At 52.2% G+C, this 21,799-nt stretch carries 20 protein-coding genes and 1 riboswitch; of the genes, 11 read left to right on the forward strand and 9 right to left on the reverse strand.

Annotated features, from left to right (window positions below):
- Positions 1–4: 4 nt before the first annotated feature.
- From thiQ to sgrR, 4 genes are all read right to left on the reverse strand, one after another.
- Positions 5–709 (reverse strand): thiamine ABC transporter ATP-binding protein ThiQ, encoded by a 705-nt coding sequence (gene thiQ / locus OI69_RS06555; protein ID WP_039347675.1) that lies wholly within the window; start codon positions 707–709, stop codon positions 5–7.
- Entirely contained in the window at positions 696–2,303 is a 1,608-nt protein-coding gene (gene thiP, locus OI69_RS06560; protein ID WP_039347678.1) for a thiamine/thiamine pyrophosphate ABC transporter permease ThiP, read from the reverse strand. Before thiP ends, thiQ begins: the two co-directional genes overlap by 14 nt.
- A complete protein-coding gene (thiB, locus tag OI69_RS06565) occupies positions 2,279–3,262 on the reverse strand; it encodes a thiamine ABC transporter substrate binding subunit (protein WP_154715527.1) in 984 nt (327 codons plus the stop codon). Before thiB ends, thiP begins: the two co-directional genes overlap by 25 nt.
- 80 nt (positions 3,263–3,342) lie before the next feature.
- Positions 3,343–3,439, reverse strand: a riboswitch (TPP riboswitch).
- Positions 3,440–3,476: 37 nt separating this feature from the next.
- The gene (gene sgrR, locus OI69_RS06570; RefSeq protein WP_039347684.1) at positions 3,477–5,135 is read right to left on the reverse strand and encodes an HTH-type transcriptional regulator SgrR; all 1,659 of its coding nucleotides are present in this window, start codon (positions 5,133–5,135) and stop codon (positions 3,477–3,479) included.
- A 90-nt stretch (positions 5,136–5,225) separates the two neighbouring features.
- Between sgrR and sgrT the strand changes: the two genes are divergently transcribed.
- The 4 genes from sgrT (at position 5,226) to OI69_RS06585 (ending at position 7,741) form a co-directional block, all read left to right on the forward strand.
- Complete coding sequence (gene sgrT, locus OI69_RS20345) at positions 5,226–5,390, forward strand: glucose uptake inhibitor SgrT (protein ID WP_072034268.1); 165 nt, start codon at positions 5,226–5,228, stop codon at positions 5,388–5,390.
- Between the two features lie 369 nt (positions 5,391–5,759).
- Positions 5,760–6,599: an AraC family transcriptional regulator gene (locus OI69_RS06575; protein WP_039347687.1), complete on the forward strand. Its 840-nt coding sequence runs from the start codon at positions 5,760–5,762 to the stop codon at positions 6,597–6,599.
- Between the two features lie 99 nt (positions 6,600–6,698).
- Positions 6,699–7,433 (forward strand): AzlC family ABC transporter permease, encoded by a 735-nt coding sequence (locus OI69_RS06580; RefSeq protein WP_039347689.1) that lies wholly within the window; start codon positions 6,699–6,701, stop codon positions 7,431–7,433.
- On the forward strand, positions 7,430–7,741 hold the full coding sequence (locus OI69_RS06585; protein WP_039347693.1) for an AzlD domain-containing protein: 312 nt from the start codon (positions 7,430–7,432) through the stop codon (positions 7,739–7,741). The genes OI69_RS06580 and OI69_RS06585 overlap by 4 nt, the downstream gene beginning before the upstream one ends.
- A 260-nt stretch (positions 7,742–8,001) precedes the next feature.
- Here the strand turns inward: OI69_RS06585 and leuD are convergent, their stop codons facing one another.
- Genes leuD through leuA form a run of 4 tightly spaced genes read right to left on the reverse strand, consistent with a single transcriptional unit; the run spans position 8,002 to position 12,710 of the window.
- Entirely contained in the window at positions 8,002–8,604 is a 603-nt protein-coding gene (gene leuD / locus OI69_RS06590; protein WP_039347694.1) for a 3-isopropylmalate dehydratase small subunit, read from the reverse strand.
- A 13-nt stretch (positions 8,605–8,617) separates the two neighbouring features.
- Positions 8,618–10,018 (reverse strand): 3-isopropylmalate dehydratase large subunit, encoded by a 1,401-nt coding sequence (gene leuC / locus OI69_RS06595; protein WP_039347698.1) that lies wholly within the window; start codon positions 10,016–10,018, stop codon positions 8,618–8,620.
- 2 nt (positions 10,019–10,020) lie between these two features.
- On the reverse strand, positions 10,021–11,112 hold the full coding sequence (gene leuB, locus OI69_RS06600) for a 3-isopropylmalate dehydrogenase (RefSeq protein WP_039347701.1): 1,092 nt from the start codon (positions 11,110–11,112) through the stop codon (positions 10,021–10,023).
- Positions 11,112–12,710, reverse strand: a complete 1,599-nt coding sequence (gene leuA / locus OI69_RS06605) for a 2-isopropylmalate synthase (RefSeq protein ID WP_039347703.1) — start codon at positions 12,708–12,710, stop codon at positions 11,112–11,114. Before leuA ends, leuB begins: the two co-directional genes overlap by 1 nt.
- 411 nt (positions 12,711–13,121) lie before the next feature.
- Here leuA and OI69_RS06610 point away from each other — a divergent pair, with 411 nt between their 5' ends.
- From OI69_RS06610 to cra, 4 genes are all read left to right on the forward strand, one after another.
- Positions 13,122–14,927 (forward strand): AMP-dependent synthetase/ligase, encoded by a 1,806-nt coding sequence (locus OI69_RS06610; protein WP_039347706.1) that lies wholly within the window; start codon positions 13,122–13,124, stop codon positions 14,925–14,927.
- Between the two features lie 487 nt (positions 14,928–15,414).
- The gene (ilvI, locus tag OI69_RS06615; RefSeq protein WP_039347709.1) at positions 15,415–17,133 is read left to right on the forward strand and encodes an acetolactate synthase 3 large subunit; all 1,719 of its coding nucleotides are present in this window, start codon (positions 15,415–15,417) and stop codon (positions 17,131–17,133) included.
- 2 nt (positions 17,134–17,135) lie between these two features.
- Complete coding sequence (gene ilvN, locus OI69_RS06620; RefSeq protein ID WP_005975253.1) at positions 17,136–17,627, forward strand: acetolactate synthase small subunit; 492 nt, start codon at positions 17,136–17,138, stop codon at positions 17,625–17,627.
- Between the two features lie 275 nt (positions 17,628–17,902).
- Positions 17,903–18,907: a catabolite repressor/activator gene (gene cra / locus OI69_RS06625; protein ID WP_039347712.1), complete on the forward strand. Its 1,005-nt coding sequence runs from the start codon at positions 17,903–17,905 to the stop codon at positions 18,905–18,907.
- Positions 18,908–18,974: 67 nt separating this feature from the next.
- Here cra and OI69_RS06630 read toward each other — a convergent pair whose 3' ends face one another.
- Positions 18,975–19,412, reverse strand: a complete 438-nt coding sequence (locus OI69_RS06630) for an L-alanine exporter AlaE (RefSeq protein ID WP_039347716.1) — start codon at positions 19,410–19,412, stop codon at positions 18,975–18,977.
- A 649-nt stretch (positions 19,413–20,061) separates the two neighbouring features.
- On the opposite strand from OI69_RS06630, the gene mraZ reads away from it, so the two are divergent.
- From mraZ to ftsL, 3 genes are read left to right on the forward strand one after another with little or no spacing between them, the layout of a single operon-like run.
- Positions 20,062–20,520, forward strand: coding sequence for a division/cell wall cluster transcriptional repressor MraZ (gene mraZ / locus OI69_RS06640; RefSeq protein ID WP_039347722.1), 459 nt, complete (start codon positions 20,062–20,064; stop codon positions 20,518–20,520).
- 2 nt (positions 20,521–20,522) lie between these two features.
- Entirely contained in the window at positions 20,523–21,467 is a 945-nt protein-coding gene (gene rsmH, locus OI69_RS06645; RefSeq protein WP_039347724.1) for a 16S rRNA (cytosine(1402)-N(4))-methyltransferase RsmH, read from the forward strand.
- Positions 21,464–21,784 (forward strand): cell division protein FtsL, encoded by a 321-nt coding sequence (ftsL, locus tag OI69_RS06650; protein WP_010298037.1) that lies wholly within the window; start codon positions 21,464–21,466, stop codon positions 21,782–21,784. The genes rsmH and ftsL overlap by 4 nt, the downstream gene beginning before the upstream one ends.
- The last annotated feature ends 15 nt before the right edge of the window (positions 21,785–21,799 follow it).

Genomic DNA, 21,799 nt, shown 5'->3' on the forward strand with positions numbered 1-21,799 from the left:
GAGCCTAAGACGGGCGTGAAATTCCCAGGATGGCGGCCGCTTCGGCGCTGCCATCCTGTAGCGCCTGAGTTGGCCCATCATAACCAATCTGCCCGTCCACGATCAGCACAGTGCGTTTCGCGATCCGCATGGCATCATCCAGATTGTGAGACACCATCAGCAGCGTAAATTGACGTTCCTCACACACGCTTTCAACCAGATCGAGCATCTCCTGACGCAGCGCCGGATCGAGCGCCGAGAAGGGTTCATCCAGCAGCAGAATCGGCTGATGACGCACCAGACAGCGTGCCAGTGCCGCACGCTGACGCTGCCCGCCGGACACCTGCGAGGGCAAGCGATCCAGAAGATCCGCCAGACTCACCCGATCGGCAATGTGCCGCAGCGTGTCGCGCTGTGCGGCATTGAGCCGCAGGCCGGGGTGTAACCCCAGCGCGATGTTCTGCCGGATTGTCAGGTGAGGAAACAGGTTATTTTCCTGAAACAGAATCGATACCGGGCGTTTGGAGGGAGGTGTTTCGCGGTGCGAGGCGCCGTTAAGCCGCAGTTCGCCGCTGTCTGCCATCAGGAAACCGGCAATCAGGTTTAATAGCGTACTCTTTCCTGCGCCGCTGGGGCCAAGAATGGCGATGCGCTCGCCCATGTTGGCGTGAAAATCAAAACGCATGGGCAAGTGTTGATAGAGGTAGGTCAATTTCTCAAGCGCGATCATGACGGCCCGCCAGTTTTTCAATCAGGGTAAATAGCAGAAAGCACAGCAGCATTAACAGTAGCGCGGTCACTGCGCCATCTGCGCTGCGATAGGAACCAATTTGCTGGTAGAGATAGAACGGCAGCGTACGGAATTGCTCATTGCCAAACAGCGCGATGACGCCAAAATCACCGAGTGACAGCACGCAGGAAAAGGCTAACGCCTGCGCGATCGGCGGCTTCAGCGCGGCGAGTTCGATCAGCTTCAGTCGCTGCCAGCCGCGAATATCCAGCGACGTGCAGAGCCGGTTGTAACGCTCGGCAACGTCCAGCATCGGGTTCTCCAGTACCTTGATCGCATACGGAATGGCCATCAGCGCATTCGTCAGCACCACCAGCACGTAGGGGGATTGCGGTAGCCCGATGCTGTTATTCAGCAGCAGGAAGAAACCCGTTGCCAGCACAATGCCGGGCATGGCGAGGATGAGCATACCGCTCAGGTTCATCAACTGCCCGTACAGTGGTTTTTGGCGTAACTTCAGTTCGCGGCTGCTCCAGAGCAGCATCATGGTCAACACCAAACACAATAACCCCGCGCCTAAAGCAATACGCAGCGAGGTAAACAGTGCTTGCCAGAGTACCGGCTGTTGTAGCACGGAAATTAGCGAACGGTTGACGCCATCGACCACCACAGCCAGCAACGGAGGGACAACCAGTAGCAGCAGCGCACCGATCAGCAGGCCGTCGGTGACACGGCTTAACATGCTATCCTGCGGGTTACGCCAGGCAAGCTGCTGGGTACTGCCAACCGGCAGAATACGCCCGAGCCGCTGGCTCAGCAGCACCAAACCAAGGCAGCACACCATCTGAATGAGTGCCAGCAGCGCCGCGCGTGCCGGATCGTAATCAAAGCTCAATGCCTGATAGATGGCCAGCTCAATCGTAGTCGCCTGCGGGCCGCCGCCCAGCGAAAGCACTGTGGCGAAGCTGGCAAAGCAGAGCATAAAAATCAGCGCGCCGGTTGGTAGAATTTGTCGCCGTAGCGCTGGCCATTCCAGCAGGTGGAAATGCTGCCAGCCGTTCATACCCAGATTGGCGGCTAGCTGGCGTTGCTCGATGGCAATGCCTTCCAACGACTGCAACAGCAAGCGGGTTGCCAGCGGCAGATTGAAGAAGACATGCGCCAGCAGGATGCCGCGCAGCCCGTAGGGCGAGAACGTGTATTGCAGGCCAAACCAGCCTAGCGCAGAAGCCAGCCAGCCTTGCCGACCATATACGCTCAGCAGGCCAAATACGGCCACCAGCACGGGCAACACCAGCGTCATTGCACACAGGCGCAGCAGCCAGCGGTGACCGGGAAAGCGCCGCCGATACAGTGCTCTGGCGAGAAAAATAGCCGGGACGGTAGCGCACAGCGCAGAGAGAAAGGCCTGCCAGAAGGTAAACCGGATAACGTGCCAGAGATAGCTGTCATGCCATAGCTCACGCCACTGGCTTTCGGGTGCCTGTAACCACAGCGCACCGAAAGCCAGTACGGCAACAGAAATTAACAGCGTGGTGGCCAGCAGCCCTGGCCACAGACGCCCGCCGATCAGTGGCTGACGGCGCGTTGCCATGCCTGAATCCACTCCGCCCTTTTATCCGCAACGTCCTGCGCGCTAAATTGCATCGCTTTCTCTGGCACCGCGAGCGTCGCGAAGCCCGCAGGCAGGTCAGTTTTAATGGCCGGATACATCCAGTTTGTGGTAGGAATCGCCTGCTGGAACGTTTGGCTCAGGATGAACTGCATAAAGCGTTTCGCCAGCTCGGGATGTTTACTGGAGGCCAACTGCCCGGCGATTTCGATTTGCAGATAATGTCCTTCGCTGAAGGTGGCCGCCGCGTAGTTGTCTTTCTTCTCTTCCATGATGTGGTAGGCCGGCGAGGTGGTGTAGCTCAACACCAGATCCGCTTCCCCTTTCAGGAACAGACCATAGGCCTCGCTCCAGCCTTTGGTGACGGTAACGGTTTTTTTCGCCAGCTTCTGCCAGGCTTGCGGTGCATCGTCGCCGTACACTTTCTGCATCCACAGCAGCAGGCCCAGTCCCGGCGTGCTGGTGCGTGGATCCTGATAGATCACTTTCCACGGAGCGTTGCTGTCAACGAGTTCATGCAGGCTTTTCGGCGGGTTCTTCAGCGTATCTTTGTTATACACAAACGCGAAATAGCCGTAATCGTAGGGAATGAACGTCTTATTATTCCAGCCGCCCGGCACCGTGACGGTGTGGGTATCCTGACCGTGTGGCGTAAACAGGCCGGTTTGCTCTGCGGCCTGTAACAGGTTGTTGTCCAGCCCCAGAATGATGTCTGCCTTACTGTTTTTGCCTTCCATACGCAGGCGGTTCAGCAGCGATGCGCCATCTTCCAGTGCGACGAAATTCAGTTCGCACTCGCACTCTTTTTCAAACGCGGTCTTGATGACGGGGCCAGGACCCCATTCAGACGCGAATGAATCGTAGGTATAAACGGTAAGCGCAGGTTTGGCGAAGGCTGAAGCAGACAGCAGTAACAGGCAAGGCAGGCTGGTTTTCAGCACGGTGGCTGAACGGTGTAGTAATTGATTTAACACTTTGCACTCCTGAGAATCATAGGGTGGCAAAGGACTTTGAGGCAGCAATAAGCCGCACTCTCAAATCCCTTCGCCGGTATTAACCGGATCAGGTTCGACGGGTATCTTCTCAGCGAAAAATTTTCCGCACCCCGTTGAGAACGGCACATTGTAAAGGGTTCAGCCGTGCAGCGAAAGGTTCTCAGCGTTCCGGCGGTGCAAACCAGGCGGATTTAAAATCAAACCAGCCCAGCATGTTCATTCTGACACCGCGCATACTGCGCTGCCCCTGAAGTTGCAGCCAGTGGTGCAACAGTGGATATAACTGACCACTCGCGATCAGTTTTTCACACCACTCCGCCATTGGCAGCGTGTGATTGCGCCATTGCTGCGCATCCGCGAGCAGATCGTCGTTCAGGCAGTGCTGCACTAACGGAAGTTCATAGATCATCGCGAACAGGGAAAATTCAATCGGCAAATAGCAGTTCACGCTGCCAAACCACATATCGCTTTCGGCATTACCCTGATACCAATCTTCATAGCTAACCGTCTGGATATGCAACGTGACACCGTGCTGCGCCAGCAGCGTGCGCATAATCTCGCTTAATATCCGGTATTCAGGGTGTGTCTGATAGAACGTGAGCGTGACCTCGGTTAACCCTTTAGGCATGGCGTGCGGCACGTCGGGGTGATGATGATGCCAGCGCGGCAGCAGGCTATAGGCGGGCGACCAGTCGCGCTGATTGCTGGCGTTGGCATGGTTGAGTAGCGAAATTGGGTTAAATACTTGCCTGAGCCATTGCTGGGCGTCCGGGCGTGAGGCTAACGGTGAACGTTTGTCGAACAGTAGGAAATAGCCCCCTTCTTCCATCCGGCTTTCCAACTGTTCGTGACGAGAATTGTCAGACTGAAGTTGGATGGATACCGGCATTTCCTCCGGTTCGTCTGGCAGTACCCAGATATTGACCTCATCAATCAGCGCCCGATAGCCAAAGTAATCATCAAAGGCGCGAATTTTCAACTGATTACTGTTATTGCGCACCACGGCATACGGGCCGGTGCCAATCGGGTGCTGGGCAAAATCCGGTAGCGTTTGCCACTCTTGCGGTAAAACCATGGCATGTACGCTACCTAAGAGCCACGGTAGCCATTTATCCGGGCTGTGCAGCCGAATATCAATGACAAACGGCATCGGCGACGTGACGGCTTCAAGATGAGAAAAGAGCGGAAGCGGGGTAAGACGCGAGAGTGACGCAGTGATGTCATCCATCGTGAGTTCGCGTCCATGATGAAAACGGATCGCCGGGCGCAGATAGAAACGCCAATGCAGGGGAGAGAGCATCTGCCAATGGTGAGCCAGATCGGGTTCAACTTCCCCGTTTTCCTCATTTATATGCGTCAGGCCGCTGAAAATTTGCCGTGCGATGTGCATCTCTGAACGCCGTAGCGCCGAACCGGGGAGTAAATTGCGTAACGGACGGTAATACAAGATGCGCAGAATATGCTTTCCTTGCCGGAAGCTTCGCCCAAGGTGGGCGAGTAACATCTGGCGTACCGCTTCTTTATCCCCGACCAACTGCACCAACTGCTCAATGCGATCCTGTTCCAGCAGATCCTCGGCACGCTGCTGCTGTAGCGCTAATCCGGTATAGACGAAGGAGAGCTGAGAGCGCTTTCCTCTTCCCGCCTCAGCCTGCCAGATGAGCCAGCCTTCCTGCTGCATCGCGTTCAGTAGTGAGCGAATGTGACGGCGGGAACAGTTCAGTACTCCGGTTAGCTCTTGCAGCGTGGTATCGGTAGCCTGTCCCTGAAAGTGTTGCCACAGGCGGATGAACTGCTGTTGTAGTCGAGGAGAAGACATAAAAGAGGAACTCCCTGCACTAAAGTCATCAATTTATCTTTCCCTATATTACGTCGATACTTTCTTACAAGGAAAGAGAGGAGGTGGCTTATGGCGCTTTCCCGTTTGTACCCGTTCTATCGAACCTACTTATCGAACTGTAAAGCAACATGGTTGCGATGGATGTCTCCCCGGCAGCGCATCGCGTTATTGCAGCAGGCGACGCAGTGGCACCTGAAAGACATGTCCGACGACGAGTATCGTCATTGGCTCTAGGTGGTGTGAAGAAAGGTATTCTGAGTAATGGTGACATTTCACCAGCCAGCGAGGTTTTTCGCTGGCTTTTTTTATGGTGCTAATCTGGCTATGCCAGAGGGGGTGAAGGGTAAAGAGATATCCGCGGCATTTTTCACGTAAATTTCTCGGGCAATGGAATAGCGTAATACGCTTGCGCGCAGCCTCGCAAAAGCAGGTTGACGAACCGTGCAGAAGGGGAACGATTTAGGCAGGATGACTCCTGGTAGCGTAAAAATGGCGTCGGGATGTCGATCTGCTTCTGATAGAATCTGTGAAGCAGGCATGTTGTTTCTGGCACCCTGGTTTTTTTGCCAGAGCAATTTTGTACAAAGAGTAGGGGGTTAACGCGTGCAGAAAACGCCAGTCGTGCAAGAGCAGACCACTTTCAGACATCTGGAAGCACTCGGCGGTCTGGATATGTTGCAGGCGCAGTATTACCAGCAGCGTTTTCCTCGTCATGTTCATGATACCTATTGCATCAGCGTGATTGAGCAGGGCGCTCAGCGTTTTTATCGCTCTGGTGCAGAACATGTTGCGCCTAAAGGCGACATTATTCTGGTGAATGCAGACGATGTGCACACGGGGAGCGCTGAGGTAGAAACGGGTTGGGCTTATCGTGCTATTTATCCGCATCCCGACCTTTTCCGCTCGATTAATCGGGATCTGCAACGCGCAAAAGCGTCCATTCCGTGGTTTCCCGATGCCGTTGTCCACGACCCCGGATTGTCCGAACAGTTGCTCATGACCTTCACTATGCTGGCTCAGCCGGGCAATATGCTATTGAAAGAAACGCTGCTGCTGTCGTCATTAACCTGGCTGACGATGCGCTATAGCAAGACGCGTTTGACGCCACCGATGTTGCCCGTGGCGACCCAAAATATCCTGAACGTGAAAGCCTTTATGGATAGCTATCCCGAGAGAGAACTGGCGCTTGTCGAATTGGCCGCGCTGGCTGAGCTTAGCGTATGGCACTTCTTACGGCAGTTTAAAGCCGTTGTTGGTATTACGCCCCACGCTTATTTGATTCAGGCTCGTCTGCGTAAGGCGAAAGCCCTGTTGCGTCAAGGCAATGCTATTCCCGATGTTTCCGTGCTGTGCGGTTTTACCGATCAGAGCCATTTCCATCGGCATTTCAAACATTCATTGGGATTGACGCCAGGTGAGTTTGCTAAAGGTAATTCACGCTAAACGCCACGCCGATTCTGGGCACAGCAAATTTATCCAATACTCGTCAAAAACGTTTTGTTAGTTTTCCGCTATCGATTTATTTGTGGTAGCGCCTGTTATATGGAAAACACCGTAGCACCTTCATCGTCTGGATTAAAAGATAGCAGTAGCCCGTGGAAGCATTTTATGACTGGCGTAGTTGAAATGCTCCCTCTTTGTTTATCTGTTGTGCCCTGGGGTATTTTGGCTGGCTCGATGGCCATTCAGTCGGGGTTATCTGTCGCGCAAAGTATCGGGATGTCTGCGATTATGTTTGCCGGGGCGGCACAATTAGTCTCGTTGGGATTACTTGTATCCGGGGCGAATGTCGCGACACTACTCATTTCCGTTTTTTTTATCACCGCACAGCATCTTATATATGGTCTGACGCTACGCGAATACGTTTCAACATTGAGATTAAGCAAACGACTTCCTATCGGATATCTATTATCCGATGAACTTTTTGCACTCAGTGAAAAGAAAGACAGGAAGAATAATGTCAGCGCCAGTTATTTAATCGGTGCGGGTTTCACCTTTTATATTTTTTGGAATATCTTCAGCATTCTTGGGGTAGTCATGGCGTCTTCCGTACCTGACTTAGACAAGTATCACCTTGATTACTCTATTGTTGCCACCTTCATTACCATCGTTGTGCCGATGATAAAGAAGATCAGTACCTTCGCGGGTGTCCTGTTTTCTCTGCTGTTGTCGATGCTATTGAGCTATTTCAAGGTAGACGGCGCCATTGCTATCGCTGGTGTTAGCGGCATGTTTTTTTCTGTATTCATCGCGACTTTGCTTAAGGAAGAAAAATGAGCTGGCTATTAATAGTTATTCTGGCAGGGATCGTATTTTTTAATCGCTATATTTTTCTTGAACCCGCTGTGCCGGTAAGAATTCCGGTTTTACTGCATCGTGCATTAAAGTATTCCGCGCCTTGCTTACTCACTGCGATTTGTGGACCAATTATCTTGATGGAAAACAGTGTGCTTCGCGTATTTCCTGATAACCCGTATTTTCTCGGCGCTATTGTCAGTGTGGTAATTTCCTTTTTTATCCGAAATATGGTGGTCGCCGTACTCTTCAGTATGCTGGCTTTTTATCTGATTACCGCTCTACTGTAATTTCCTCTTTCCTGGCAAAAGAAAAAGCCCGCAATAATAAAGTGCCGGTTCAAACTGTTGATGAACCTATTTGCCGAACGAAAACGGGAGTAACGGAATAGAAGAGTAAAGCGTTTGCGCCATGGATGGCGCAAGCCGAGCGCACAGGGATGTGTTTACAGCGTCTTTACGATCTATCCGTTACTGCCGCTCGATGGACTTTGTTAGCCCCCGAAGCCCGCAGGAAACCGTGCGGGCTTGGGTCTGACTGTCATGCCGAATCAGTTCAAAAAGGCAGGCTGATTCTTTTCATACTCGGTAATTGATGCTTCGTGTTGCAGCGTCAGGCCGATGCTGTCTAATCCGTTGATCATGCAGTGGCGGCGAAAGCTGTCGATTTCAAACGGGTAGCGTTTGCTGCCTGCCTGAACGATCTGATTCTCCAGATCGACGGTGAAAGTTATCCCTTCCTGAGCATCAACCTGTTTAAACAGTTCATCCACTTCTTCATCGCTCAACTTCACGGGCAGTAACTGGTTGTTAAACGAGTTGCCATAGAAGATATCGGCAAAGCTTGGGGCGATAACGACTTTGAAACCGTAATCGGTCAGCGCCCACGGCGCGTGCTCACGGGAAGAGCCACAGCCGAAGTTTTCCCGCGCCAGCAGGATACTCGCACCTTTGTAATGCGGCTGGTTCAGCACAAACTCAGGGTTGGGCTGTTGACCCGCATCGTCCAGAAAGCGCCAGTCGTGAAACAAATGTTGCCCGAAACCGGTACGCGTCACCTTTTGCAGAAACTGCTTGGGAATAATGGCATCGGTATCGACGTTAGCGGCATCCAGAGGAACCACCAGACCAGTGTGTTGGGTAAATTTAGCCATGTCGGTTTCTCTCTTAATTCAACTCGCGAACGTCGGCAAAGCGACCCGTTACCGCCGCAGCCGCAGCCATTGCGGGGCTGACCAGATGGGTGCGTCCTGCGCGCCCCTGACGGCCTTCAAAGTTACGGTTGCTGGTGGAGGCACAGCGCTCGCCGGGGTTCAGGCGGTCATTGTTCATCGCCAGACACATCGAGCAGCCCGGTAAGCGCCACTCAAAACCGGCCTCAATGAACACCTTATCCAACCCTTCCAGCTCCGCCATGGTTTTTACCGGACCCGAACCGGGAACGACAATTGCCTGAACGCCTACGGCGACTTTACGCCCTTTGGCGATTTCTGCTGCTGCGCGTAAATCTTCAATGCGCGAGTTGGTGCAGGAACCAATGAAGACTTTATCGATCTTCACGTCGGTCAGCTTAATACCGGGTTGCAGATCCATATAAGCCAGCGCTTTGGCGGCGGAGGCGCGCTCTACCGGATCGCTGAACGAATCAGGGCTTGGGATTTCCTGATTGACGGCGATAACCTGACCGGGGTTGGTGCCCCAGGTGACCTGTGGCGCGATCTGCGCGGCGTCCAGCGTGACAACCGTGTCAAACTGCGCGTCATCATCGGATTTCAGCGTATTCCAGTAGGCGACGGCGGCGTCCCAGTTGGCGTCTTTCGGCGCAAACTGGCGGCCTTTCAGGTAGTTGAACGTGGTTTCATCCGGCGCAACCAGACCTGCTTTCGCACCCATCTCAATCGCCATGTTGCACAGCGTCATACGGCCTTCCATGCTCAGCGCGCGAATCGCTTTACCACAAAATTCAACCACATGACCCGTGCCGCCTGCGCTACCGGTTGTACCGATGATCGCCAGCACGATGTCTTTCGCGGTGATGCCGTGTGGGGCGTCACCCGTGACTTCAATCTTCATGGTTTTGGCGCGACCCTGCTTCAGAGTTTGCGTCGCCAGTACATGTTCCACTTCCGACGTGCCGATACCGAAAGCTAACGAACCAAATGCACCGTGTGTCGCCGTGTGGGAGTCACCGCAGACGATGGTCATACCCGGCAGCGTCATCCCTTGTTCAGGGCCGATAACGTGAACAATACCCTGATACGGGTGGTTCAGGTCATACAGTTGCACGCCGAATTCTGCACAGTTTTTGATTAATTCCTGCATCTGAATGCGGGCCATCTCGCCACTGGCGTTGATGTCTTTGGTCTGCGTGGAGACGTTGTGGTCCATCGTCGCGAAGGTTTTCCCCGGCTGACGAACCTGACGGCCCATCGCACGCAGGCCGTCAAAAGCCTGCGGGGAGGTGACTTCGTGCACCAGATGTCTGTCGATATACAGCAGCGGCGTTTCGTTCGGTGCTTCATGAACCACATGTGCGTCGAACAATTTTTGATATAACGTCTTACCCATGGTTATGCCCCTTGCGCCACAAAACGCGCAATCACGTCGCCCATTTCATTGGTGCCAATCGCGTTGCTGGCGCTTGCCAGATCGGCGGTACGGTAACCTTCAGCCAGCGCGGTATTCACGGCTTTTTCAATCGCTTCAGCGGCATCATCCGCCCCCAGGCTGTAGCGCAGCAGCAGCGCCAAAGACAGAATCTGCGCAATCGGGTTGGCAATGTCTTTACCGGCGATATCCGGTGCGGAACCGCCAGCAGGCTCGTACAGACCAAAGCCTTGCTCGTTCAGACTCGCAGAAGGCAGCATACCCATTGAGCCGGTAATCATGGCACATTCGTCGGACAGAATGTCTCCGAACAGGTTAGAACACAGCATCACGTCAAACTGAGACGGATCTTTGATTAACTGCATCGTCGCATTATCGATATACAGATGGGACAGCTTTACATCCGGATATTGCTGTGCAACTTCATTAACGATCTCACGCCAAAGAATGGAGCTTTGCAGCACATTGGCTTTATCGATAGAGGTCACGATGCTGCGGCGTTTACGGGCAGATTCGAACGCGATATGTGCGATGCGTTCAATCTCGAAACGGTGATACACCTCGGTATCGAAAGCGCGCTCATACTGGCCGCTCCCTTCACGGCCTTTCGGCTGACCGAAGTAGATACCGCCCGTCAGTTCGCGCACGCACAGGATATCAAAACCTTTTGCGGCGATGTCGCTACGCAGCGGGCAAAAGGCTTCCAGCCCCTGATACAAACGTGCAGGGCGCAGATTACTGAACAGTTTGAAGTGCTTACGCAGAGGCAATAACGCACCGCGTTCCGGCTGTTCTGCGGGTGGCAGGTGTTCCCATTTCGGGCCGCCTACGGAGCCGAACAGAATCGCATCGGCCTGCTCACAGCCCGCGATGGTCGCCTGCGGCAGCGGTGTACCCTGACGGTCAATCGCGATGCCGCCCACGTCATATTCACTGGTGGTGATGCGAATGCCAAAACGCTGACGTACCGCGTCCAGTACTTTGTGGGCCTGTGCCATTACTTCCGGGCCAATGCCGTCTCCGGGTAAAACGGCGATATGGTAGCTCTTTGTCATCACACTGTTTCCTGACTGTTTTGTTGTTTGCTATCGTTTTGTTGTTGGCTATTGTGCTGTTGCAGACGCTTAATTTCTTTTTCTACCTGCTGAGCACGCTTGATGTTGTTTAATACATTTACCATTGCCTGCGCGGAAGATTCAACGATATCCGTCGCCAGACCGACGCCGTGGAAACGACGCCCCTGATAATCTGCAACAATATCTACCTGACCCAGCGCATCACGCCCCTGACCTTTGGCCGTTAGTTGGTATTTGACCAGCGAAATCTGGTAGCCCGTGATGCGGTTGATCGCCTGATAAACGGCATCCACCGGGCCATTACCTGTCGCGGCTTCTGATTGAGTTTCTTCACCACAAACCAGTTTGACAGAGGCGGTTGCCATCACGCTGGAGCCAGACTGGACGCTGAAATAATCCAGATGGTAGAACTCTGGCTCTTCTTGCTGACGGTTGATAAAGGCCAGCGCTTCCAGATCGTAATCAAAGACCTGACCTTTTTTATCCGCCAGTTTCAGGAACGCGGAATACAGATCGTCCAGATTGTAATCGCTGTCCTGATAGCCCATCTCTTCCATGCGGTGTTTCACTGCCGCGCGACCAGAACGGGACGTCAGGTTCAACTGCACTTCTTTCAGGCCGATGGATTCCGGCGTCATGATTTCGTAGTTTTCACGGTTCTTCAGCACGCCATCCTGATGAATACCGGAAGAGTGGGCGAAAGCGTTGGCACCCACGACTGCTTTGTTGGCAGGGATAGGCATATTGCAAATCTGGCTGACCAGTTGGCTGGTACGGTAGATTTCCTGATGGTTGATATTGGTATGGACATTCAGGATGTTATGGCGGGTTTTGATCGCCATGATGACTTCTTCCAGTGAACAGTTACCGGCACGTTCGCCGATACCGTTCAATGTCCCTTCCACCTGACGCGCGCCTGCATGCACCGCCGCCATGGCATTGCCGACCGCCAGACCCAAATCGTCATGGGTGTGAACAGAGATAATGGCTTTATCGATATTAGGAACATGTTGGTACAGAGAGGCGATGATATTGCCGAACTCGTGCGGCATGGTGTAGCCGACGGTGTCTGGGATATTAATGGTGCGAGCGCCCGCGTTGATGGCGGCTTCAACCACGCGACACAGGTCTGGGATTGGCGTACGGCCTGCATCTTCACACGAAAACTCAACGTCGTCGGTATAGTTACGCGCACGTTTTATCATGTAAATGGCGCGTTCAATCACCTCGTCCAGCGTGCTGCGCAGCTTGGTGGCGATGTGCATCGGCGACGTGGCAATGAAGGTATGGATACGAAAAGCTTCTGCGACACGCAGCGCTTCTGCGGCGACATCGATATCTTTTTCGACACAGCGAGTCAGGCCGCACACGCGACTGTTTTTGATGTTACGGGCAATCGTCTGCACAGATTCAAAATCGCCGGGAGAGGACACAGGAAAACCAACCTCCATAACATCAACGCCCATACGTTCCAGGGCAAAAGCGATTTGCAGCTTTTCTTTTACACTCAGACTCGCCTGTAAGGCCTGCTCACCATCACGTAATGTGGTATCGAAAATAATGACTTGCTCGCTCATGGGTTTAGTTCCTTGTCGTGTCTACTTTTGTACTTGGCGCTTGGCGAGTAAAAAAAAACCCGCGCATCAGCGCGGGTTTTTGTATCGTGTGGCGAGAAACTTAGTTCTGAACTCTGCCCACAAACCTACCGCGCAAGAAGGATGCGTTTAGTAGTAGGCTTAGTAGGACAGTAAAATTGAACATGGCGTCTCGTCATCTAAAATTCGGCGTTCCCTTATTGGTACGCGATTATCAGGGTTATGTCAACGTTTGATTGATGTGACGTGTGTCAAGTAAACCAGCGATAGCCTGCGACGAATGAACGAAAGAACGTTGCGGTTTTGAACAATGACGGTAGACTGCACGCCAAATAATATACAGATGTACGCTGAAACGCTGTCACTTCATTTCCCTTATAAATTCTTTTGCAGATGACTAATCATTTACAGCCATATCATGTGGTGCACCGGGTTCAAGATCAGATCAATCACTGCGCAGGCCGTATTACGCTGCGTGAGTGGACGCCTACGGGCGAGCAGCAACTCACCTGGACACAGGCAGGGCAGCGCATTCAGCGCATTGCCAGCGCGCTGTTAGCGCTGGGCGTGGATGTCCAGGAGCGGGTGGCGATTTTCTCCTATAACTCGATGAATTGGTCGCTGGCCGATCTGGCGCTGCTGCACCTGCGGGCGATTAGCGTGCCAATCTATGCCACGAATACGGCGGCACAGGCGGCGTTCATCATCAATGATGCCGATATCCGTACGATATTTGTCGGCGGTCAGGCGCAGTTGGATGCGCTGCTGGCACTGCGCGACACCTGTCCACAACTGCGCAATATCATCGTGATGGATGAAGGCGTTAACCTACGCGGTATCGACATTGCGCAATCTCTGGGTGAATTTGAAGCGCAGGCGGTAGACGATTTCTGGCGTGATGAATGGCAAAAGCGCATCGACAGTCGCGATCTCAACGATCTGTTTACGCTGATTTATACTTCCGGCACCACTGGTGAGCCGAAAGGCGTCATGTTGGATTATACCAATATAGCGATGCAGCTTAAGCTGCACGACGATCGTCTGGATATGTCAGAAAACGACGTATCGCTCTGTTTCTTGCCGCTTTCTCATGTGTTTGAGCGTGCATGGAGCTTTGTCATTATGCACCGTGGTGCGCAGAACGTGTATCTCAGCAACACGAATCTGGTGCGTGATGCGATGCAGGCGGTGAAGCCTACCGTGATGTGCGCTGTTCCGCGTTTTTATGAGAAGGTTTACAGCGCCATTCATGAAAAAGTGGCACAGGCTCCCTGGTATCGCCAGCGGATCTTCAACTGGGCTGTTGCGCAGGGGCGGCATGCTTTTCTGGCGAGTCAGGCTGGGAAAAAAGGTGGGATCTTCCACCGCGTGATGCACCGCTATGCCGACCGACTGGTGTTAGGGAAACTGCGCCAGCTTCTGGGGGGCGAAATTCGCTTTATGCCCGCAGCGGGGGCGCGACTGGATGACAACATCATTCTGTTTTTCCTATCGATTGGGATTCGCATCATTTATGGTTACGGTATGACCGAAACGTGCGCGACCGTCTCCTGCTGGGAAGAGAACCGTTTCCACTTAGGCTCGATTGGTACGCCGCTGCCGGGCATTGAAGTCCGTATTGGTGAGGAAAAAGAGATTCAGGTGCGTGGTGCAACCATCATGCGAGGTTATTTCCATCGTTCGCAGGAAACCGCAGAAACCTTTACCGAAGACGGCTGGTTGAAAACGGGAGATGCGGGTGAACTGGATGCCAACGGTAATTTGTTTATTACTGAGCGGTTGAAAGATCTGATGAAAACCTCGGGCGGTAAATATATCGCTCCGCAACATCTGGAAGGGACGCTGGGGCAGGACCGTTTTATCGAACAGGTGGCGATTATCGCGGATGCGCGCAAGTATGTGTCTGCGCTGATTGTTCCGTGTTTTGAAGCGCTGGAAGAATACGCTCGCTCCATCAATTTGAAGTACCACGATCGTCTGGAATTGCTGCGTCACAGCCATATTATTGAGCTGTTCGAACAGCGCCTGCGGGAAATGCAGAAAGAGCTTTCTCGCGTTGAGCAGGTGAAGAAATTCACACTGTTGCCGATGCCATTCTCGATGGAAAAAGGGGAACTGACGCCAACGCTCAAGCTACGCAGGAAGATCATCAACCAGCGTTACCAGTTGGAAATTGATGCGATGTACGCAGAGTCTTGATGAGATGACAGGCCGAGAAGCTCGTTTTTGGAAAAGAAATAGGGTTTTTCGGCTTCAATATTTCACTCTGTAATTTATGGTCTTTATGGACGATCTCTCAGGTCTGAGGGTTCTCGGTTAGTATTTTATCTCAATTCTCTTTTCCCTCACGTTTGATTTCCCCTTGTCCTGATCAAGGGTGGTGGTTTTTTGCCATTTGTCTGCGTCATAATCTGGCGTTATGTTAATGGGTTATTAGCAATCCCTATAATATTTCGTTTTCTTGTCTATCCGTCATACTTCAAGTTGCATGTACGTTGGCTGCGTTTAGTCACCCGAATCACTTACTTGAGTAAGCTCATCGGGATTCCTTCTCTTGCCGCCTTCCTGAAACTCGAACTATTTAGGATATACTAAAAATTAACAGTATTAACACAACGTGAGCGCGGGGATTTTCCCCGCTCAATACAGAAGCGGCTCCCGCTTTCTGAACAAAAGAGGCAGAACCATGGAGATGTTGTCAGGCGCCGAAATGGTGGTCCGATCGTTGATCGATCAGGGCGTAAAACATGTGTTCGGTTATCCGGGCGGTGCGGTGCTGGATATTTACGACGCCCTGCATACCGTTGGTGGTATTGAGCATATTTTGGTGCGGCATGAGCAAGGCGCGGTACATATGGCGGATGGCTATGCGCGTGCGACGGGGGAGGTCGGTGTCGTGCTGGTCACGTCCGGTCCCGGTGCGACAAACGCGATTACCGGTATCGCCACGGCGTATATGGACTCCATTCCTATGGTGGTGTTGTCCGGTCAGGTTGCCACTTCTCTGATTGGTTATGATTCCTTTCAGGAATGCGACACGGTGGGGATTTCCCGACCTATCGTTAAGCACAGTTTTCTGGTCAAAAAAGCGGAAGATGTCCCGACGATCCTGAAAAAAGCATTTTATCTGGCATCAACCGGACGTCCAGGCCCTGTAGTGGTCGATTTACCGAAAGACATCATGAATCCGGCGAATAAGCTGCCGTACGTTTATCCCGAAAGTGTCAGCATGCGTTCCTATAACCCCACGGTGCAAGGACACAAAGGCCAGATTCGTCGCGCGCTGCAAACCCTGCTGGCAGCCAAAAAGCCGATCATCTACAGCGGCGGCGGCGTGATTAACGCAGAGTGCCATGAAGAACTGCTGACGCTGGCGGAAAAACTTAATCTGCCAGTGACGACCTCCCTGATGGGGTTGGGCGGTTTTCCCGGAACGCACCGTCAATGCCTCGGTATGCTGGGGATGCACGGGACGTATGAAGCCAACACGGCGATGCATCACGCTGATGTCATTTTCGCCGTAGGGGTGCGCTTCGATGACCGTACGACGAACAACCTGGCGAAGTACTGTCCGAATGCGACGGTATTGCATATTGATATCGATCCCGCGTCGATTTCCAAAACGGTCAATGCGGATATTCCCATCGTGGGCGATGCTAAACAGGTGTTGAGCCTGATGCTGGAGTTACTGGCGCAGGATGACGCGCAGCAACAGTTCGATGCGCTGCGCGATTGGTGGCAGGAGATTGAGCAGTGGCGTGGACGTCATTGTCTGAAATACAGCACCGAAGGCGACAAGATTAAACCGCAGGCGGTGATTGAAACGTTGCATCGGTTGACGGAAGGCAAAGCCTATGTGGCCTCAGACGTCGGTCAGCATCAGATGTTTGCCGCGTTGTACTATCCGTTCGATTTACCGCGCCGCTGGGTAAACTCCGGTGGACTGGGCACCATGGGCTTTGGTTTGCCTGCGGCACTGGGCATCAAACTCGCGCTGCCGGAAGAAACGGTCATTTGCGTAACGGGCGACGGCAGTATTCAGATGAATATTCAGGAGCTTTCTACGGCGCTGCAATATGATTTGCCGATTGTGGTGATCAATCTGAACAACCGTTTCCTCGGCATGGTGAAGCAGTGGCAGGACATGATTTACTCTGGTCGCCATTCCAGTTCTTATATGGAATCGTTACCGGATTTCGTCAAGCTGGCTGAAGCGTACGGTCACGTCGGGATTTCTATCGATACGCCCGACGAACTGGAAAGTAAGCTGTCACAAGCGCTGGCGCAGAAAGATCGTCTGGTGTTTGTTGATATCAATATCGACAGCAGCGAGCATGTTTACCCCATGCAGATTCGCGGCGGGGCGATGGATGAAATGTGGCTGAGCAAAACGGAGAGAACCTGATCATGCGGCGGATTTTATCAGTATTACTTGAGAATGAATCAGGCGCCTTGTCACGGGTCGTCGGCCTGTTTTCACAGCGCGGCTACAATATCGAAAGCCTGACGGTGGCACCCACTGAAGATCCAACGCTATCCCGAATGACTATCCAGACGGTGGGCGATGAGAAAGTGCTGGAGCAGATCGAAAAGCAACTGCACAAGCTGGTGGATGTTCTGCGCGTCAGTGAACTGGGGCAAGGGGCGCACGTTGAACGTGAGATCATGCTGGTGAAGCTGCAAGCTACAGGATATGGCCGTGAAGAAGTGAAACGCTGCGCCGATATTTTCCGCGGTCAGATTGTGGATGTCACCGCCTCGCTTTATACCGTACAGCTTGCTGGCACCAGTGATAAACTGGATGCCTTTCTCAGTGCCGTGCGTGAAGTCGCCGAAATTGTTGAAGTGGCGCGTTCTGGGATCGTTGGCGTATCACGCGGCGATAAAATTATGCGTTAATCGACTTTCCCCTGTTTTTTTTCTTTCAGAGGCTCGATATTAGTATCGAGCCTTTTTACTTCCCCTTATTTTATATCGGCGCAATATATTTCAGGTTAAAAGACGTCCATTATTGATATGACAGCTTAAAATATACGGGTAACGTGATAAAAGCAGTTGCTGTACAAAAGCTTCTGCTGTTAGATCTACGCCATATCCATGGTGATTTTATGGTCATCGCACTATTTATTTTATTTATCCGGCCTATTTATTTTCGGGCCTACTAAGGGGTTATCGTGAAACTGGATGAAATCGCGCGTCTTGCGGGTGTTTCACGCACGACAGCCAGCTATGTCATTAACGGGAAAGCAAAACAATATCGCGTTAGCGATAAGACCGTTGAGAAAGTCATGGCTGTCGTCAGGGAGCACAATTATCATCCCAACGCCGTCGCGGCTGGATTACGTGCCGGGCGCACACGTTCAATTGGTTTGGTTATTCCCGATTTGGAAAATACCAGTTATACGCGTATCGCCAACTATCTGGAGCGTCAGGCCAGGCAGCGCGGATATCAGTTATTAATCGCCTGTTCAGAAGATCAGCCGGACAACGAGATGCGCTGTATTGAGCACCTGTTACAGCGCCAGGTTGACGCCATTATTGTTTCCACCGCGTTACCCCCCGAGCACCCGTTTTATCAGCGGTGGATAAACGGCAGCCTGCCGATTATCGCGTTAGACAGGGCGTTAGATCGTGAGCACTTTACCAGCGTGGTCGGTGCCGATCTTGAAGATGCCGAAATGCTGGCGCAGGAATTAAGGAAAGTGCCTGCGAAATCGGTCGTCTATCTTGGTGCTTTGCCCGAGCTTTCTGTCAGCTTCCTACGTGAACAGGGATTTCGTCAGGCATGGGCGGGCGATGCGCGTGAAGTAAAGTATCTTTATTCCAATAGCTATGAGCGTGCTGCCGCTGCCGCGGCGTTTATGGATTATTTGCAAAATAATCCTATGCCAGAGGCATTATTCACGACCTCTTTCCCGCTATTACAGGGGGTGATGGACGTTAACCTAAAGATTAACGGGCGTTTGCCGAATAATCTGGCTATCGCGACCTTTGGCGATAATGAACTGTTGGACTATCTGGAATGCCCGGTATTGTCCGTTGCTCAGCGTCATCGTGAAGTCGCGGAACGTGTACTGGAACTGGTGTTGGCCAGTCTGGATGAACCGAAAAGGCCGAAACCGGGTTTGAATCGTATCCGCCGCAACCTGTACCGCCGTGGCTCACTGAGCCGCGTATAATCTCCCTCTGCTTTTCTGCGCCATAGTTGACTATGGCGCCTCTTCCTTACCCCACTTCAATGCGTTTTTATGGCAATGCTACCCGGAATAACCGGCGGCAATATTCCAAAAAATAGCCGTATATCACGCCTGTGACCATCGACACCACCAGATTACTGGTGACGGCGGTCAGGATTTGCGCAGGATTCGCCCCGATAGACCAGAGAATAATGGCATAAACCGGGGATTGGAAACTGACATAGGCAAACAGGTCAGCAACGCTGCGCACCAGGAAATGCTCACCGCCGTGGCGTCTGGCGATGTTCAACATGCGATCGCGATAAAGCCCATACGGCCAGGCGATGGCAATATTGACGGGGATAGATAACAAGCGTGAAGACAGCGATTGCTCGACGCTCATACCGGAAAGCATGATTTCAATGGCCATGCCGGTGATGAAACAATAGACAACGAGCGCAAAAGTATCTGCGGTAGCACTTCGCAATCGTGACGTCGGGGAAAACATACTTTGCTGCTCCATTCTTAGGTTGGATAAACTAGTGCAGGTTGATTATGTGGTTTTTTGTCATGCCTTATATTGTTTGTGTAGTTTACATCACTGGATTGTCGGCTTCATATTAGGTAAAAATATTTATTTGTGATTGTTTTTTATACTTTTACGCTACTTTATTTCTGTTCGATAAGTTTTTCGTTTTTTTATCGTGAGAATGGATTTAAAAACATTTAAAATCAATAGGTTGTGTTTTTTCTGGTGCGTGATGTTCTTACGAGGGGCTAATCGATACGGTATGATGCTGCCTGCGCGCGCAGGCCTTGGTATTCAAGGTGTGCGCTCTGATGAGACTATTCTGAAAATCTTATGTCTTTGGTATCAGCTTGTGACAATAAAAATAATCGAGATATTGGGATTAGTGGTTATAGGTTTGCAATGTCCCCGTTTTTCTATAATTTTCTCTCAAATTATCATGGTGTTAATCTTTGCTGATTTTGCCCCCTTATTCTTTTTACCTCTATGTCGGCTTTCATTCATGCAGGAATAATCCCACAGCGCGTCGGCTCTGGCTTGACAAGGTTTTCATACCCTCCGTACACTCTTAAAGGTGGGATTTTGTGGGGTAAAGTGGTGAAAAAGGTTATGGAGGGGTAATTCAGGTATGTTTCGTGGGGCTACGCTGGTTAACCTCGACAGTAAAGGGCGCCTTGCTGTGCCTACCCGATATCGGGAAATACTGAATGAGGAATCGCAAGGTCAAATGGTTTGTACTATTGACCTGCATCAGCCATGCCTGCTGCTTTATCCCTTACCTGAATGGGAAATCATTGAACAAAAATTGTCTCGCTTGTCGAGTATGAACCCTGCTGAACGTCGTATTCAGCGTTTGTTATTGGGGCATGCCAGCGAGTGCCAAATGGACAGTGCAGGGCGTTTGTTGATTGCGAATACGTTAAGGCAACATGCAGACCTCAAAAAAGAAGTGATGCTAGTCGGGCAGTTCAACAAGTTTGAACTGTGGGATGAACAGACTTGGTATCAACAGGTCAGGGATGATATTGACGCTGAACAATCGACTCAGGAACCCTTATCTGAGCGGTTGCAGGACCTATCGCTATAGTCATGCTGGAAAATTATAAACATACCACCGTCCTGCTGGATGAGGCAGTTAATGGCCTGAACATTCGCAGCGGCGGCATATACATTGACGGCACATTTGGCCGTGGTGGTCATTCTCGTCTGATTCTTTCCCAACTGGGGCCGGAAGGGCGTCTGTTAGCTATCGATCGCGATCCTCAGGCCATCGACGCCGCCAAATCAATTGACGATCCTCGTTTTTCTATTATTCACGGTCCCTTTTCCGCGATGGCGGAGTATGTCGCGGAACTCGGGTTGACCGGGCGTATCGATGGCGTGCTGCTCGATCTTGGCGTGTCCTCCCCTCAGCTTGATGACCCTGAGCGCGGGTTTTCGTTTATGCGCGATGGCCCTCTGGATATGCGTATGGATCCGACGCGTGGTCTGTCTGCTGCCGAATGGCTGATGAAAGCGGAAGTGGATGACATTGTCTGGGTGTTGAAAACATTTGGTGAAGAGCGTTTTGCCAAGCGGATTGCCCGCGCCATTGTGGAACGTAACCGTACTGAGCCGATGACGCGAACAAAAGAGCTGGCTGAATTGATCGCCGCTGCCAGCCCCGTCAGAGAAAAGCATAAGCACCCGGCGACGCGCAGTTTTCAGGCGATCCGCATTTATATCAATAGCGAACTGGAAGAGATCGAGCGGGCGTTGGAAGGTGCACTGAGCGTACTGGCTCCGCAGGGGCGTCTGTCGGTGATCAGCTTCCACTCGTTAGAAGATCGTATCGTGAAACGGTTTATTCGCCATCAGAGCCGTGGGCCACAGGTGCCTGCTGGCCTGCCGTTAACGGAAGAACAATTGCGCAGTCAAGGTGGACAAACGTTAAAAGCCGTTGGAAAGAAGCTGATGCCTTCGGAAGAAGAAGTGGCAGAAAATCCACGCGCGCGCAGCTCCGTACTGCGGTTCGCTGAGAGACTACCAGCATGATCGGTAATGAACGGCATACGCTGGTTGGCGTCATCGGTGAGGATCTGCTGCGTAATGCCAAGCTCCCGGTATTGCTGATGGTTGCCGTACTCGTTTCTGCGGTTTTTGTGGTCACCACGGCGCATAAGACGCGCTTACTGACAGCAGAGCGCGAGCAACTTCTTCTGGAGCGTGATGCGTTGGATATCGAATGGCGAAACCTGATCCTGGAGGAAAACTCTTTGGGGGATCATAGCCGCGTTGAGCGGATCGCGACGGAAAAATTGCAAATGGGGCATGTTGATCCGTCACAGGAAAATATTGTGGTTAAGCAATGAACTAAATAGGCAACC

The organism is Pectobacterium fontis, from assembly GCF_000803215.1.
Taxonomy (GTDB): Bacteria; Pseudomonadota; Gammaproteobacteria; order Enterobacterales; family Enterobacteriaceae; genus Pectobacterium; species Pectobacterium fontis.

Excerpts from the sequence above, each read along its gene's own strand:
- leuC (WP_039347698.1), bottom strand. The coding sequence starts at position 10,018 with ATGGGTAAGACGTTATATCAAAAATTGTTCGACGCACATGTGGTTCAT.
- thiP (WP_039347678.1), bottom strand. The coding sequence starts at position 2,303 with ATGGCAACGCGCCGTCAGCCACTGATCGGCGGGCGTCTGTGGCCAGGG.
- mraZ (WP_039347722.1), top strand. The coding sequence starts at position 20,062 with ATGTTTCGTGGGGCTACGCTGGTTAACCTCGACAGTAAAGGGCGCCTT.
- OI69_RS06630 (WP_039347716.1), bottom strand. The coding sequence starts at position 19,412 with ATGTTTTCCCCGACGTCACGATTGCGAAGTGCTACCGCAGATACTTTT.
- sgrR (WP_039347684.1), bottom strand. The coding sequence starts at position 5,135 with ATGTCTTCTCCTCGACTACAACAGCAGTTCATCCGCCTGTGGCAACAC.
- thiQ (WP_039347675.1), bottom strand. The coding sequence starts at position 709 with ATGATCGCGCTTGAGAAATTGACCTACCTCTATCAACACTTGCCCATG.
- OI69_RS06585 (WP_039347693.1), top strand. The coding sequence starts at position 7,430 with ATGAGCTGGCTATTAATAGTTATTCTGGCAGGGATCGTATTTTTTAAT.
- sgrT (WP_072034268.1), top strand. The coding sequence starts at position 5,226 with ATGGCGCTTTCCCGTTTGTACCCGTTCTATCGAACCTACTTATCGAAC.
- ftsL (WP_010298037.1), top strand. The coding sequence starts at position 21,464 with ATGATCGGTAATGAACGGCATACGCTGGTTGGCGTCATCGGTGAGGAT.
- leuA (WP_039347703.1), bottom strand. The coding sequence starts at position 12,710 with ATGAGCGAGCAAGTCATTATTTTCGATACCACATTACGTGATGGTGAG.
- leuD (WP_039347694.1), bottom strand. The coding sequence starts at position 8,604 with ATGGCTAAATTTACCCAACACACTGGTCTGGTGGTTCCTCTGGATGCC.
- ilvI (WP_039347709.1), top strand. The coding sequence starts at position 15,415 with ATGGAGATGTTGTCAGGCGCCGAAATGGTGGTCCGATCGTTGATCGAT.
- OI69_RS06580 (WP_039347689.1), top strand. The coding sequence starts at position 6,699 with ATGGAAAACACCGTAGCACCTTCATCGTCTGGATTAAAAGATAGCAGT.
- leuB (WP_039347701.1), bottom strand. The coding sequence starts at position 11,112 with ATGACAAAGAGCTACCATATCGCCGTTTTACCCGGAGACGGCATTGGC.
- OI69_RS06610 (WP_039347706.1), top strand. The coding sequence starts at position 13,122 with ATGACTAATCATTTACAGCCATATCATGTGGTGCACCGGGTTCAAGAT.
- ilvN (WP_005975253.1), top strand. The coding sequence starts at position 17,136 with ATGCGGCGGATTTTATCAGTATTACTTGAGAATGAATCAGGCGCCTTG.
- rsmH (WP_039347724.1), top strand. The coding sequence starts at position 20,523 with ATGCTGGAAAATTATAAACATACCACCGTCCTGCTGGATGAGGCAGTT.